This window comes from Synechocystis sp. LEGE 06083 (genome assembly GCF_015207725.1).
GTDB lineage: Bacteria > Cyanobacteriota > Cyanobacteriia > Cyanobacteriales > Microcystaceae > Synechocystis > Synechocystis salina.
Map to the genome: position 1 here is coordinate 1 of NZ_JADEWJ010000089.1, position 13,589 is coordinate 13,589.

The following is a 13,589-nucleotide window of genomic DNA, read 5'->3' on the forward strand; positions in this document are numbered from 1 at the left end:
GGTCAAGGGAGTGATTCAAACTCCCCTGGGCAACGGCAGTGTGGATGCCAGTCTGTTTAATCCGTTGACCGTTGCAGCTTTACCTACCTATAGCCAAGGTAATTGGCAACCTCTCATGGATGCGTTACCTAATCCCCAGGCCATGGGGTCTGCCCCCCGACCGTTGGAAATTGACGTTAATGCCCGGCAAGTAAAGATATTTTTGCCCGGCTTTGATAAGCGCCAGGTGAAGTTAACCCAGTCGGGACCAGAATTGACCATTGAAGCGGGGGATCAACGGCGCAACATTGACCTACCCGGTAACTTACGGGGCAAAGCGGTGGCCGGGGCCAAATTCCAAGGAGGTTATTTAATTGTTAGTTTTTAGTGTCAATCTGGCTCAATCTCTGCGTCGGCGTAGATTCTGGTTCACCCTGGCCCTGGTGGGGGTGGCGATCGCCGTGGGTAGTTACTTAATCAATCCTTTTTCTAAGGTCATCCCCGATCCAGTGGTGGATACGGCTCTGGTATCTAGTCCCAACAACGGAACCGAAAGGGCTATTTTTGCCGGGGGCTGTTTTTGGGGTCTGGAAGCCATGTTCGAGGAAGTACGGGGGGTTACGGATGTACGAACGGGCTACAGCGGCGGTACTGAGGCGACGGCCAACTATGCCAGGGTGAGCGGCGGCGGCACTGACCATGCGGAATCCATTGAAATCGTTTACGACCCCGCCCAGGTAAGTTACGGCGAACTGTTGAAAATTTTCTTTTCCGTTGGCCACGACCCCACCCAAGTTAATCGCCAGGGGGTAGACCAGGGTCGTCAGTATCGTTCGGCCATTTTTGCCACCACTCCCGAACAAAAGCAGGTGGCCCAAGCCTACATTGACCAGCTAGAAGAAAGTCAGGCCTTTGACCAGGCGATCGCCACGGAGGTGAATGATTTTGACGCTTTTTATCCGGCGGAGGACTACCACCAAGATTTTGTCCAACGTAACCCAGCCCATCCCTATGTGTTAGTCCACGATTTGCCCAAACTGCGTAAATTTCGCCAGCAGTACAGCGATAAGTTAAAACCCCAAAGTTAGGGGTTAGTAAACTTTAGACTAATGCTTGCTTGTGCTTAGAGAGAGCCTAGGACGATAGCCTTGCCCAATTTAATAAATGCTAACAATTGGCAAAATACCGACAGACATTATTGATCCAAAATCAATGACCGATATTCAAAAACAGTTACAAGAAGAATTGGCCCCCATGGATTGGGGCACCATCATTCCCCACGCCAAAAGAGATGCGGTGATTGTGGTGGATGGTAGTTTAGATTTGCTTTCCGTTGGTCTGGCGATCGCCAAGGATGAAGTTAACCAAGTCAATCATTGGATTAGTGAATTACTGATCCATAAACCCACCGAGCAGGAATTAACCGATTGGAATGATCAACCAGAACGGGAATTTCAAACCCTAATTGTTCAACCCTATGTGTTAGTGCAAGCCTGTTGAATTGACGAGTTTTGGTCACAGATTCTCAAGAGTACAAGCTAAGCCTCAATGGCTCGGATTTGGGTGAGGATAGCTTCCGCTTTTTGGGCCATGTCCCCTTTACCCTGGGCACTGAACAACGAGGCCGCCTTGGTCAGATCGGCGATCGCCTTCGGTTCATCCCCCAAACGGTATTGGGTTAAGCCCCGGTTGAAATAGGCTTCAGCCGCATTGGGATCCAACTGGATAGTTTGGTTATAGTCCGCCAGGGCCTGTTTGTCTTGCTTGAGACGGTTATAGGTCAGGGCCCGATTGTAATAGGCATTGGCATGCTGGGCATTAATACGGATGGCGTCGTTATAGTCGGCGATCGCCGTGGCTTCATTGCCTAACTGTGACTGGGAATTACCCCGATAAACGTAGAAATCTGCGTAATTGGCGTTAATTTCGATGGCATTACTGCAATCTTCAATGGCTTTGTCGTACTGACTCAATAAAAAATAGGCGTAACAGCGGTTACCTAGGGCATAGGCAAATTGGGGATTTAAACTAATAGCCTGGTTGTAGTCCGTAATGGCCGCTTGGTACTGTCCCAAAACGTGTTTGGCATAGCCCCGGTTGTAATAAGCATCGGCATCCTGGTCATTAAGTTTGATCGATTCGGTAAAATCGGCGATCGCCCCGGAGAAATTTTGGGCCGCCAATTTATCGACCCCATCGTTGTACCATTGCACCGCCGACTTGGTTTGGGCCAACACCGGCAAGCTCAGGCCCCAGGCAACGGTCAAAGCCATGACAGTGAAGCGTTGGGGCCAGGAAAAAAGATGGGAGGATGCCATAGGATTTTTTAAAATTAACTTCAGATCAATGGGGGATGGAGCCTTCGGTTGGCCTGGATCAGGACAGTCTACCCGTCAGGGACAATGGGATCAGTTTGGGTTGTAATTAAACTCCCTTATCCCAGGTTGATAAACCATGGTAACAAGCTGGGAATCACCAAAGGATCTCCCCTCAGCCAGGCAATCAACAGGGCCAAGGCTAAACAACCCCCTAAAGTTAAACCCAACAGAGCCAAAGCAAAAAACTCCCCCGCCGACAATGGGCGATCGCTGGCATCCAAGTAGGCTGAATTTTTCCCTAGGGTTGTCGATGTTGCTGAATTTTGCCCCTGGGGTTGATCCGGCGGTACTTGAATTACATTCCACCGGGAATAGCCGATTTGCAAATCATACACAGAACGGCGATCGGGATTGCTTAAAACAGCGTAAGCCTCATTCAAGCGCTGGAATTTGACCGTGGCAATGTCCGGGGCCAACAGGGTAGTGTCTGGATGGTAACGCTTGCTCAACTCCCGATAGGCTCGACGGATGGCCACCGGGGAAGCGGCGGGGTGCAGTTCCAACACACCGTAATAGCTATCCGCAAAAGGGGAAGGAAATCCTCCTGGCCTGGGTCGAGATTGGCTGGAATAGGAATTAGAAGACACGGGAAAGTTTACATTGGAAAAGGCTTTGCCCTATTTTAGACTGAGTTTTTTCCACGATGATTATGTCTGTGTGTTTGCCTTGGCTGGCCCGTTGTCGCCGCTTTCTCGTAGTTACCTTTACTTTTACTGTTCTACTGTTGGGCCTTTGGGGCACTCTGCCTTTGTCCTTGGCCGATCACGGTACGGCGATCGCCGCTTTGGAAGATGACCGTTACGATGGCAACATTTTTGTCGTTTATGCTGGCAATGGTTCCCTGGTGCCGCCCCGCTTAAATTTGAAAGAATCCTTTGAGCGTGAGTTACCAGTCATTTTGGTTTACTACCTCGATGACAGTAAAGATTGCAAACAATATGCCTTCATTGTTTCCCGCATGCAGGAATTTTACGGCCGGGTCGCTAGCATTATCCCCGTATCTGTTGATGGTATTCCCGATCAAAAACGTTTCCGTCGAGATGAACCTGGTTACTATTACAGCGGTGGGGTTCCCCAAACGGTGATCCTAGATAAAAACGGCAAAAAAATATTTGATGCCCAAGGGGTGCTGAAATTTGAAGTGGTGGATGATGTGCTGCGGGATCTGTTTGATCTGTTGCCCCGGTCGGAGTCCGTTGAGCTCAAACAGCGCACCTACAACGAATTTAATAGCGAATTAGTTGATTAACCAATTATCCCGGCCAAAAAAAACGGATAGGCCCACTGGGTTTATCCGCTTTATGGTCAATTTTTTACGAGTAAAGTTGGGGAAAAATTTTAGGGATCGTGATCGCTAGAGCCGAAGTCAAAATCGTCCAGGGAAACTGAAGTTCCAGCATCGCCGCCGGAAGAACTAGTATCACCCAACAGGGCATCCAGATCATCCAATTCGCCGCTGCCACTGGAGGGGTCTTCGCCGAGCATATCCGCTAAACCGGGAAAAAGATCGTCATCGTCGCCCTGGTGTAACTTAGCTTGGTCTGCACTGCTTTCATCGATTTGCAGTAGGGCCAGTAGATCGTTGTCAGAGGAATTAGGGTCTTCATCCAAAATATTAACGAAAGGATCTCCCCCATGGGTTTCCGGGTTGGCCTCCAACAGGTCTGGAAAATCGCCACTCCCTTCAGCTAATATTTCCATGCTGGCAAAACCGGCGCTGATGGGCTCCTCGTTGGAAAATTCCGGTAGGAACTCATCTTCATTCTGCCCAGGGAAAAGCTCTGCATCCTCTGTTTGTAATTCCAAGAGAAAGTCAAGGTCATCGGCCTCAGCATCTCCTTCCCCCGGCAGAATTTCTTCAGTGTTTAGCTCAGGGATCGGGCTGCCTGTATCCAGACTGGCCAGTAAATCTTCAGACAAATTCAAGTCATCACCGGAGTCGGGTGTAAAGGAAAGATCTTCACCGAAGTCTTCCAATTCCCCCAGGGTTTCCGCCGGCGTCTCGGTGAATAAAGGGAGTTCTGGCGTTGATTCTTCGCCACTCAATTCGGCTAGAAATTGGTCATCACTTTGTTCCGTTGCCGCCGCTTCTAGGGTTTCTTCGCCAAATAGCTCTGCTGATTGCTGTCCGGGGTCGGTAATGCCCTCCTCGCTGATGTCTGGTAATTCGGTTTCTAAATCCATTGGGCCAAGATTTTGTTCCCCCTCGCCAAAATCCATATCCGGCAGGGAAGCTTCTACTTGGTCGCCATCAAAGGATTCGAAGGAGTCGGCTTCAGCGGGAGCATCAACCCAATTTTCTAAGTCGGCTTCCGCTTCTGTGTCGGTGGTTTCAGTGGGAGGGGCATCAAAGGGAGAAAAACCTTCCTCCTCCGCCATCGGTTCCCCTGGTTGCTCCTGTTGGTCTAGGGGCTCTACTTCTAGTTCCGCAGTGGCGTAGTCATCAACCCAGTTTTCTTCCTGATCCGGGGCTGTTTCTTCGGCAACGGTGGCCTCCATGAATTCTGCGACGGGTTCGGCCGCCGGCACAAATTCGGCCTCTGGGGTTTCCGTAAATTCGGCGATCGCCGGGGGAGCAAAATCCTCCGTCAAGGGTTCCGGTGCTGGGGGAGAAGACTGCTGGAGGGCCTCAATTTCAGCTTGGTATTGGTTCTGCAGAGCCTGGACTGTGGCTTGGTGTTCCTGCTCCATGGCCAGTAACTGAGCTTGGAGAGCGACAACTTCATCGCTTTGGTCGGGGGGCCACTGTCCCTCTGCGGGCCCGCTTTCCCTGAGGGAATTAAGCTCATCTTCTAGGGCTGTTTTTTCCGCCGTCAACTGGGCTAGGGCTGCTGCTTGGGTTGCTTGGAGGTCATCTAGCTGGTTACGATGGTTGGACTCCAGGGACTCCAGTCTAGCTTGGAGGGCTTGGGTTTCTCCCTTTTGAGCCTCCAACTGAAATTGGAGCGTTTCGGTATCTTCGCTGGCACTTTTGGCACGGCCCAATTTGCTTTTAGTGCTATCCAACTTTTTCTGAAGTTTGGTAACCAGGGTGAAATAGGTACCGGCAAAACCAACGACTAGCCCGATGATTACCCCCAACACCAAAGATAAAGTTTCCATGTAATGTCTCCAAAGTGACAGTTAAGTTAGAAAATACCCATTCTGACCAAGGAGCTCAGCAGTAACGGGTTGTTAGTCCGGTTGACCAACGGGGAAAAGCAGCCTTTATTGAGCTAAAAGACTCAATTCACTGTAACAGTGTGTAACTAAATTGAATGAGCAGGATTAGCTTAAATGATAGGGAATTTTGGGAAAGCGGTGCCCCTAAGTCAAAATTTCTTAAGAATTAACCTTGTAAGTCGGGGAAAAATTGTTGATATTCTGCCCATAAATCCAACTAAACCCATCAGATTTGCAGGGCTTCAACCTGTTTTAATGGGAGCTTTGGCTTTCTGCAAAGGCGGCATATACCCCTTGGACGTTATACCAATTGAGGAAAATTCGGGCGATCTCTAGGGCTAGTTGGGGTCGACCATGGTCAATGAGCCATTGGAGGACAGGAGCCATTGTTTTTTCATTCAAGCGTCCTCCCAAGGAAAGTAATCCCCACAGCAACCAATGGAGCCTAGTCATTTGGATCATCAGCCGCACTTCCCAGGTGGGATGTTTTTGGTAGAACAAAACCCCCATGCGTCCCCTTTGTACTTCCTGGTCAATCAATTTGGGGATTTGTTGCAGGCTAAAGGGAGGATGCCAATGGTAACCCACTGCCCGGGGGCATTTAACGAGTTTGAGTCCTAAATTTTTCAGTCTGACTCCCAATTCCAAATCTTCCCAGCCGTACAGGTGAAAGCCGGTGTCGAATAAACCTGCTTCTAGTAACCATTGCTTGGCGATCGCCACGTTGCCGGTGGCAAAGAAAGCGGCGGAATAATCGGTTAGTTTATAGGGCTCCGATTCGGGAGAGTCAAAGTTACAGGTATTGACCACAGCCCCATAGGTAAAAACCCGATCCGAGTTGTATTGTGCTTTGCCCCGTTGTAAACCTTCAGCGTGGGCTTGGAGAAAGACCTCCGTCACCACCAAATCACTGTCAATAAAAATGATGGTGTCCCCCTGGGCCTGCTTCACTCCCAGGTTACGGGCGGCGGCGGGACCCTGGTGATCCTGCTCCCATGGCCGTACGTGGGGCAATTCCTGGCGATGTTCTGCCAGCCAAGCTAGGGTGCCATCGGTGGAGCCGTCATCCACCACCACGATTTCATAGCCTGCGATTAAGTCTTGATTAAAGGTCTGTTTTTCCAGGGCCCGCAGGCATTTTTCCAGGATCGGCAAACGGTTATAGGTGGGAATGACAACACTGAAAAACATAAATAAACCCAGGCATGTTCAAGGGACTTTCCAGCTTAACCCAGCCTAGGCGGCCAATAATTCCCGGGCTGTGCTGGCCACTTGTTCTGCCTTATCCTGGGCTAGCTGTTGCAGTAAACTTTGGCGATCGGGATGCTCCAGATGACCCACCGCCAGGGCCAACCGATAGCGCACTTGCCAGTCTTCGTCCTGGGCTAGGGGCACCAACAGGGGAAAGGCATCGGGGTTACCCAGTTCCCCCAAGGCGCTAATGGCCGCAGTGCGAATTAAGCTATTTTCCGAGCTGAGGGCAATTTTGAGCAGGTCGAAGCCCCGGCTATCCCCCATTTCCCCCAGGGTGGCCACAATACTCATTTGTAGGAGCCATTCCGGGGTTTCTTCATAGGCTTTTTTCAGGTCGGGATAGGCTGCGGTTAATTTCAGCCCTCCGATCACATCCGCCGCCACCGATTGCACGTCAATTTCTGGATCGTTAAACAGGCGATCGCGCAGCAGTTGCAATGATTGTTCCAAATCAGCATTACCCACCGGATCCAGTTGGCTAACAGCGGCATAGCGGATGCGAGGATTGGCATCGTTGACCAAAGGTTTCAGCAGGGGAAATGCTTGGGCTGGCTCCAGGGCCCGCAGTTGATTCAAACCCCGGACTTTATCACTGAAACTTTCTGAATCAAGTAGTGCTTTGATGGAGGCGACGGGATCACTCATAAACAACAAGAATTGGAAAAATCAACAAAGGGCTATGGTTACAAGGGACTAGGCCAACCCGGTGGGTGGAAATGCTGGAGGTCGGCCAATTGTAGGACTTTTGTGGGGTAGCTGCCAAAAATTTTTAGCACTTCCGTGTATTGTTTTAGTCTTTCTAAAGCTTCTTGGAGTCTGGGTTCCGTTTGGCTAGCTTCCAAGTCCATAAAGAAGACATATTCCCCCAAGGATCGCTTCGTGGGGCGGGACTCGATGCGGCTGAGGTTAATTTTTCTCTGGGCTAGGAGTTGCAAAGGGGTAACCAAGGCCCCTGGCACATTGCGGGGCACACTAAACGCCAGGGTGGTATGGCTCCCTGTTAAATGGCCCTCCGCCCCGATCGCCCAAAAGCGGGTGCAATTGTCGGGGTAATCTTGAATGTCTGTGTGTAGTACAGGGAGATCAAAGAGGGTGGCGGCCCTGGGAGAGGCGATCGCCGCTGCTGTGGGATCATCGCCAATAATCTGAATCGCTTCGGTGGTGGAGTTGGCCGGCACTAAACTCACCTGGGGAAGATGGGCGCTCAACCATTTCTGGCATTGCCCCAAGGCCTGGGGATGGGACACAACCCTAGTTAAATCTACTAAAAGTTTCCCCCGGCTGAGCAAAACATGGGTGATGGGCAGCACCAATTCCTGTTGTATCTTCAAATTTTCCGCCGCCCAAAGGCCATCCAAGGTAATGGCAATGCCCCCTTCCGTCGAATTTTCCACCGGCACGATCGCCACATCTACTAAGCCTTGGGCCGCCGCCTCCAGGGTTTTACCAATGCTAGGACAGGGCAAAAATTTCACCTCCTGCCCAGTGCGCCCCTGATATTGTTCCCCATAAACCAGGGCGACGGTTTCCGTGTTGGTTCCCCTTGGCCCCAAATGTGCAACGACCAATGGCGGCATAAATTCTCCCCAGGAAAGCTGGTACAGAAAATGTTATCATTTTGCAGAGGAATTAGGTCGTGCCGAAGTAGCTCAGTGGTAGAGTAGCTGATTCGTAATCAGTTGGTCGTGGGTTCAAATCCCATCTTCGGCTTCATCTTTATATTTTGCCAGCACAACTTTTCCCAGTTCGCCCCGGTCCTTTTTAGCACAAATAAAAAGTCTAGGCAATTAAGCCTATACTTACTCCAATGTCGGACGCTATACTGCAAAGCTATCGACAGATTGGCACACTGAAGCATCGGGAAATTTTAAGCTGTGGGGGCAGTGCAATTATGGATAAACAGGGTTACTGGTTTCCCATCCACCATCGTGAACTAGTCCGCTGGATTAAGGGCAGTGGCAGTGCGAGTTTTTTGCAGAGTCCTCTGCTTCATAATATTCTCTTAAATCTTCTGGTAGCTCTGTTTTATGTTGTAGGCATTAAGCTAAGTGATCAGCTAGTTAGCACCCTATTACCGGGAAGAATTACCCCCGTTTGGTTTCCCTCTGCCCTTACCTTTGGAGTGTTTTTTCACTTCGGCCATTGGGTCACCCCAGGTATTATTCTTGGCTCAGTGTTAGGTTTAGTTTCAGTATTTTCTACCTTTGATCCCCCCCCCAGCATTGCTCAATTTCTGATGCTAGAAACAGCCTTTGCTTTTGCCAATATTCTTCAACCCTTTGTGGGGGATCTATGGCTAAAAAGAAAACTGAGGTCCTTAGCCCAAAGGGAATCGTTCCCTATTATCAAGGACAGTGAGAGTATACGAGAACCATTGGCCGTCCTCAATCCATTCCAAAGGGTTTCCACCACCATTGCTTTTGTCCAGGGGGCTGTCATTGGTCCGTTTTTGTCAGCGGTTATTGGTGTTACCACGCTGCTGTGTTTGGGCATTGTTGCCAAGGAAAACTTTCTCTACTCTTGGATAACTTGGTGGTCTAATAGCGTGCTGGCAATTATTGTCTTCACGCCGGTGTTAATTAATATTCGCTTTTATCGTTTTCGTCGTCATCATATATTCAATAATAAATTAATTATTTCCATTGCTTTATCCGTTTTAGTCTGGTTTTTATCGTTTTATAAATCCTACCCACTCGCCTACATGTTTTTGCCACTAATTCTATTTGTGGTTTTTCATTTTGGCGACTTCTTTGCTAGTGTTTTTGTGGCATTTTTCGCTTTTTTTGCTATTTTTGCCACTGCCCAAGGTCAAGGTGTGTTCAACTATGACTCCGGCAATAATTCGGTAATATTCCTACAGATGTTTACGGCGGTGATTTCCATGACAGCATTATTTTTCTCCGCCATTATTCAAGAAAAGAGAATTGCCCAACAATCCCTCTACCAAGCAGTAAAAAATTTAGAAAATGAAGTGCAGAAAAGAACTGACAAATTGACCGCCGTTAACAAATCCTTGGAATTGGCCAATGTTGAACTCAATAAACTAGCCCACATTGATGGCCTGACCCATATCCCTAACCGTCGTTACTTTGAACAACAATTTGCCGCCGAATGGCAAATTTTCCTCCAGAGGGGCCAGCGCTTAACAGTGATGATGGTGGATGTGGACCATTTCAAACTCTATAACGACCACTATGGCCACTGCCAGGGAGATATTTGTCTCACGGAGATTGCCCAAATATTGCAAAGTTGCATCCGTCAACCAGGGTCTGATTTTGTCGCCCGTTGCGGCGGCGAGGAATTTGTCCTAGTATTGCCGGAAGTAGACCAACTCGGGGCGATCGCCATTGCCCAAAGAATTAAAACTGCCCTGCAAACCCCAGGTATTCCCCACCAAGCAGTGGATTCGGTCGCCAATGTCACCTGTAGTATTGGCATTGCTGTGGCCCATTCTGAATTTGAAGGTGACAAGGAAACACTGCTTAAACAAGCAGACCAAGCTTTATATTGCGCCAAACAGGCAGGCAGGAATCAATATTTTCTCTTCAACTATGCCGAGGAGTGAATCAACGCCATATTACCGCCCCAGTTGAGAATTGGTTGAATGTGAATAATAACTGGCCTTACAACGACGACAAGATTGGAAATAGACCATCCAGTTTGGAAATCTCCAGGACAATTTTCCATTCTGGGGAAACGGAAGTCAGGGCAATGGTTTTGCTGATTTTTCTTGCCTGATGCTGGGCTTTGGCTAGGACCATCAGTAAATTGCTATGGATAGTTTTTACCTGTCCCAAATCAACAATCAATGTGGAGAAAGGGGCATGGTGAATCCAGTCGAACATTTCGTGGGGGGCAATGTGCTCCGACGGGCAATAGATTGGTTGATTAACAATTTCTAGTTGGTCAGGGACCGGGGCTAAGGAGGAAGTATTCATAGTGGAGTGTTGGTAAGGTGAACAATATGGTTAGGGAGGGGATGACGAGTTATCGGCAGATTACCTTGGAGAAAAACATTGGTCTTCCTGGGCCAACCCTGGCAGACGACGGGCCAGGCCCTTAGCAAATTCGACTACAGCATTGATCCAGCCTGGGTAAACAGAACTTCTGCGAGGTGAGTGAGTGGTCTGGGCTGTCTGGGTTAACCACTGACTAGCCTGGGCGTAGTAATGACTGGGGGCCGGGACGATAACATGGACAGGATTGGCCAGAAACCGCACCAAATCACCGGGGGTATAGGCAATGGGCACTCCCTTTTCGGCTAAGGCTTGGGCCAGTTCCACTTGATGGTTGTCCACATGTTCATCGAACCCATGGCTACGGGGAACCAAAATAAAGGGTTTGTTTAGTTTGGCGAGAATATCGAAACTGCCTTCTCCACAGTGGGAAATAATTAGCCGGGCCTGGTCTAGCATGGTTTTAAAATCTGCTTCTGCCAAAACTTTATATTTTTCTCCCCCTTGGGGCAGAAATGTACAACTGCCGTATTGAATTAGTACTTTTTCTTGTTGGGGATCAATAAACTGCTGTTGAATTAGATAATCAATCCATTGCAGGAGGCGGTTGAAGGGAAATTTTTCTGTACCGACGGTAATTAAAATCATGGTTTTATTGGAGTTTGAGAAGGGTGTTAGGTTTAGTAAATTTAAATAGAAAAGATGCAAAAATAATCAGATTATTGCTATTTACTGGGCTAAAACTTCGATTAACTTAGCTTGGGGATAACGCTGTTGTAACTGTTTCCACTGCACATAAAGCACATCAATACAGGGCAGAATTAATTTGGCAGAGAGGCTGAGGTCATTAACCCTGGTGAAAGATTCAATAAAAATAGTTTTAATGCCCAACAGTTTGGCGAATAAAAGGAAGGGCACCGCTACCCCGGCCCCAGTGGTGATCACCATGTCCGGCCGTTCCTGATAGATAATGCGGACAGCTAAACCCAGATTGCGGCAGAGGTTGGGCAAATTTCGGTTGGTGGGGCCAAAGGCCCAATGGACTTCTTCCTGGGCGAGGTAGTTGCGGGTGGTGGCGGTGGGGAAGGTGACCCATTGGCGATCGTGGTTTTGCCAGAAGGAAGTCAGTTGACATAGGGCATTGAAGTGGCCGCCGCTGGAGCTAATCAGTAAAAGTTTCATTGTCTGCATCCCATTGATGGTGGGGGCATACCCCGTTTTCCTTAATTTTCAGTATGAGGGGGGCATGTTTACAGTCGTGTTTACGTAATTGTCTAACCTAATGCTTTTGATGAAATTCCTAGTAAATTCCCTAGGCCAGTTGGGACGAAGCGTTGGCTTCCCGTTCAATTTTTCTGGCCTGCAGAGCTCCGGTAACTTTAATGGCGATCGCCTCGATGGATTGATAAAAAGTAGGGGGACAGATTTTGAGCAAACAGGCAGCGGCAATGGTCAGGCCGGTGCGACGGGGTTCCACCAGAATAATTTGCCAATGGGTGCTGAGGGCCTGGCCTAATAAATTCAGAGCATGGTCTGTGTCTTGGAAACGCACTGCCCGCCGAGCCAGGTAACGCAGTTGATAAGCCTTGGCCGGTTTGCCCCATCGGGCCACCAATGCTGGTGCATACTGGGCAGTTTTTTCCATTACCTGGAGCCAGGACTGGAATTGTAACTCCACATCCGCCGACAGTCCTTGATTATTGACACGGTAGAGAGTCAACGCAGCGGGAATGCCTTCTATTACCCAGTCGGTCACGATAGCAATGCGAATCCAACACTCAATGTCTTCTGACCGCAACCGGAACGCTTCGTCAAAGTAACAGAACTCGGGAAAACCATGGCGATCGTCCAAAAAACTAATATCATTCAATACCTGGCGACGGATCACTGGAGCGGAACCGTTGCCCACGGGATTACGGCAGAGGAGATGGCCGGCATCAATGTTTTTTAACTTGGGCATTTGATGGATTCCCAAGGGTTGACCTTGACCATCAATGAAGGAAGAACGGCTAAAACTTACCCCAATGTGGGGATTTTGGTCTAGATGTTCAACGTGGCTGGCCAATTTTTCTGGTAACCAGAGGTCATCCGCATCTAAAAAAGCGAGATATTCCCCTTGGGCATGGCGAATTCCCGTGTTGCGCGACCCCGCTAGTCCCCGATTTTTCTGATGAATTAGTTTAATCCGTTGGTCCTTGAACTGACGGACGATCGCCGCACTCTGATCGCTAGATTCATCATCCACAACTATGAGTTCAAAATTGGTATAGGTTTGGGCCAGCACAGAACGAATTGTATCGGCAATGTAGGCTTCGGTGTTGTGGAGGGGAATAATCACAGAGACCAGTTTCATCGTAGGCATCCTCGGGGCGAAACGTTTTCCATAACTCCCATGATGGAGGACGAGGATCTACGTTTCTGTTGACGCCAATGTTTAACTTCAGGGCAAATTTGTCTAACTTCTGATTAATCGGTTCCAAACGTCTAACCCAATGGGGTGAAATGCCCTGCCCAAAATAGTTAGAATAAAGTCTGTACGTCAAGCCTATCTCACCGTTTACCGGGCCGAACCCGTGCAGGAAACGAAGACAAAACCACTCCTCCTCAAGCACGGAAACTATTTTTGGCGGTCTGTGGGGCTTTATTTTCCCGAAAAATCAGGCAATAGTGGGATTTTTTCTTTAGGCAAGCAGTGGTCCCAATCATCTCTCGTTAATTTAGGGTTTATTCACAATAATGTTGTCTGATGATCTGGCTGGTGGGCAACGCACTTTTAAGGTTCTTGTGGTTGAAGACGATAGAGTCACCCGATCGCTACTGTTGATGGCCCTTAAAGAAGAGCATTATGGGCTGTCGGAAT

General features: G+C 48.9%; 14 protein-coding genes, 1 tRNA gene and 1 pseudogene. 6 read left to right on the plus strand and 10 right to left on the minus strand.

Annotation, left to right across the window (positions count from 1 at the left end; translation table 11 throughout):
- The 3 genes and pseudogenes from IQ219_RS08695 to IQ219_RS08705 all read left to right on the plus strand — a co-directional run.
- A pseudogene (locus IQ219_RS08695) lies at positions 1-367 on the plus strand (ArsA family ATPase); the annotation flags it as partial.
- A 55-nt stretch (positions 368-422) separates the two neighbouring features.
- The gene (gene msrA, locus IQ219_RS08700) at positions 423-1,067 is read left to right on the plus strand and encodes a peptide-methionine (S)-S-oxide reductase MsrA (RefSeq protein ID WP_190597660.1); all 645 of its coding nucleotides are present in this window, start codon (positions 423-425) and stop codon (positions 1,065-1,067) included.
- Between the two features lie 124 nt (positions 1,068-1,191).
- Entirely contained in the window at positions 1,192-1,479 is a 288-nt protein-coding gene (locus IQ219_RS08705; RefSeq protein ID WP_194019987.1) for a DUF2288 domain-containing protein, read from the plus strand.
- A gap of 38 nt (positions 1,480-1,517) precedes the next feature.
- Here the strand turns inward: IQ219_RS08705 and IQ219_RS08710 are convergent, their stop codons facing one another.
- Together IQ219_RS08710 and IQ219_RS08715 are read right to left on the minus strand one after the other, a co-directional pair.
- Entirely contained in the window at positions 1,518-2,297 is a 780-nt protein-coding gene (locus IQ219_RS08710; protein ID WP_194072352.1) for a tetratricopeptide repeat protein, read from the minus strand.
- Positions 2,298-2,413: 116 nt separating this feature from the next.
- Positions 2,414-2,944, minus strand: a complete 531-nt coding sequence (locus IQ219_RS08715; RefSeq protein ID WP_194072353.1) for a J domain-containing protein — start codon at positions 2,942-2,944, stop codon at positions 2,414-2,416.
- Positions 2,945-3,000: 56 nt separating this feature from the next.
- Between IQ219_RS08715 and IQ219_RS08720 the strand changes: the two genes are divergently transcribed.
- A complete protein-coding gene (locus IQ219_RS08720; protein ID WP_190597612.1) occupies positions 3,001-3,606 on the plus strand; it encodes a thylakoid membrane photosystem I accumulation factor in 606 nt (201 codons plus the stop codon).
- Between the two features lie 89 nt (positions 3,607-3,695).
- On the opposite strand, the gene IQ219_RS08725 is transcribed toward IQ219_RS08720, so the two are convergent.
- From IQ219_RS08725 to pheA, 4 genes are all read right to left on the minus strand, one after another.
- Positions 3,696-5,459: a hypothetical protein gene (locus IQ219_RS08725; protein WP_194072354.1), complete on the minus strand. Its 1,764-nt coding sequence runs from the start codon at positions 5,457-5,459 to the stop codon at positions 3,696-3,698.
- A gap of 312 nt (positions 5,460-5,771) precedes the next feature.
- A complete protein-coding gene (locus tag IQ219_RS08730; protein WP_194072355.1) occupies positions 5,772-6,710 on the minus strand; it encodes a glycosyltransferase family 2 protein in 939 nt (312 codons plus the stop codon).
- 45 nt (positions 6,711-6,755) lie between these two features.
- Positions 6,756-7,418: a phycobilisome degradation protein NblB gene (gene nblB / locus IQ219_RS08735; RefSeq protein ID WP_194019965.1), complete on the minus strand. Its 663-nt coding sequence runs from the start codon at positions 7,416-7,418 to the stop codon at positions 6,756-6,758.
- 38 nt (positions 7,419-7,456) lie between these two features.
- A complete protein-coding gene (pheA, locus tag IQ219_RS08740) occupies positions 7,457-8,350 on the minus strand; it encodes a prephenate dehydratase (RefSeq protein ID WP_194019964.1) in 894 nt (297 codons plus the stop codon).
- Between the two features lie 61 nt (positions 8,351-8,411).
- On the opposite strand from pheA, the gene IQ219_RS08745 reads away from it, so the two are divergent.
- Positions 8,412-8,483 (plus strand) — tRNA-Thr (locus IQ219_RS08745).
- A 97-nt stretch (positions 8,484-8,580) separates the two neighbouring features.
- Positions 8,581-10,338 carry an MASE1 domain-containing protein gene (locus IQ219_RS08750; RefSeq protein ID WP_228016830.1) on the plus strand — a complete coding sequence of 586 codons (1,758 nt, stop codon included), beginning with the start codon at positions 8,581-8,583 and terminating at the stop codon, positions 10,336-10,338.
- A gap of 58 nt (positions 10,339-10,396) precedes the next feature.
- Here IQ219_RS08750 and IQ219_RS08755 read toward each other — a convergent pair whose 3' ends face one another.
- The 4 genes from IQ219_RS08755 to IQ219_RS08770 all read right to left on the minus strand — a co-directional run bounded on the left by IQ219_RS08755 (position 10,397) and on the right by IQ219_RS08770 (position 13,082).
- Positions 10,397-10,711, minus strand: a complete 315-nt coding sequence (locus IQ219_RS08755; protein WP_194019963.1) for an STAS domain-containing protein — start codon at positions 10,709-10,711, stop codon at positions 10,397-10,399.
- A gap of 60 nt (positions 10,712-10,771) precedes the next feature.
- The gene (locus tag IQ219_RS08760; protein ID WP_194072356.1) at positions 10,772-11,377 is read right to left on the minus strand and encodes a glycosyltransferase; all 606 of its coding nucleotides are present in this window, start codon (positions 11,375-11,377) and stop codon (positions 10,772-10,774) included.
- 81 nt (positions 11,378-11,458) lie between these two features.
- On the minus strand, positions 11,459-11,911 hold the full coding sequence (gene pssD / locus IQ219_RS08765) for a PssD/Cps14F family polysaccharide biosynthesis glycosyltransferase (RefSeq protein WP_194019961.1): 453 nt from the start codon (positions 11,909-11,911) through the stop codon (positions 11,459-11,461).
- A gap of 130 nt (positions 11,912-12,041) precedes the next feature.
- Positions 12,042-13,082, minus strand: coding sequence for a glycosyltransferase family 2 protein (locus IQ219_RS08770; RefSeq protein WP_194019960.1), 1,041 nt, complete (start codon positions 13,080-13,082; stop codon positions 12,042-12,044).
- Positions 13,083-13,589 lie beyond the last annotated feature (507 nt).

Coding starts and splice junctions, on each gene's coding strand:
- IQ219_RS08755 (WP_194019963.1), bottom strand. CDS start 10,711: ATGAATACTTCCTCCTTAGCCCCGGTCCCTGACCAACTAGAAATTGTT.
- IQ219_RS08750 (WP_228016830.1), top strand. CDS start 8,581: ATGTCGGACGCTATACTGCAAAGCTATCGACAGATTGGCACACTGAAG.
- IQ219_RS08730 (WP_194072355.1), bottom strand. CDS start 6,710: ATGTTTTTCAGTGTTGTCATTCCCACCTATAACCGTTTGCCGATCCTG.
- IQ219_RS08705 (WP_194019987.1), top strand. CDS start 1,192: ATGACCGATATTCAAAAACAGTTACAAGAAGAATTGGCCCCCATGGAT.
- IQ219_RS08760 (WP_194072356.1), bottom strand. CDS start 11,377: ATGATTTTAATTACCGTCGGTACAGAAAAATTTCCCTTCAACCGCCTC.
- pssD (WP_194019961.1), bottom strand. CDS start 11,911: ATGAAACTTTTACTGATTAGCTCCAGCGGCGGCCACTTCAATGCCCTA.
- IQ219_RS08720 (WP_190597612.1), top strand. CDS start 3,001: ATGATTATGTCTGTGTGTTTGCCTTGGCTGGCCCGTTGTCGCCGCTTT.
- pheA (WP_194019964.1), bottom strand. CDS start 8,350: ATGCCGCCATTGGTCGTTGCACATTTGGGGCCAAGGGGAACCAACACG.
- IQ219_RS08770 (WP_194019960.1), bottom strand. CDS start 13,082: ATGAAACTGGTCTCTGTGATTATTCCCCTCCACAACACCGAAGCCTAC.
- IQ219_RS08710 (WP_194072352.1), bottom strand. CDS start 2,297: ATGGCATCCTCCCATCTTTTTTCCTGGCCCCAACGCTTCACTGTCATG.
- IQ219_RS08725 (WP_194072354.1), bottom strand. CDS start 5,459: ATGGAAACTTTATCTTTGGTGTTGGGGGTAATCATCGGGCTAGTCGTT.
- nblB (WP_194019965.1), bottom strand. CDS start 7,418: ATGAGTGATCCCGTCGCCTCCATCAAAGCACTACTTGATTCAGAAAGT.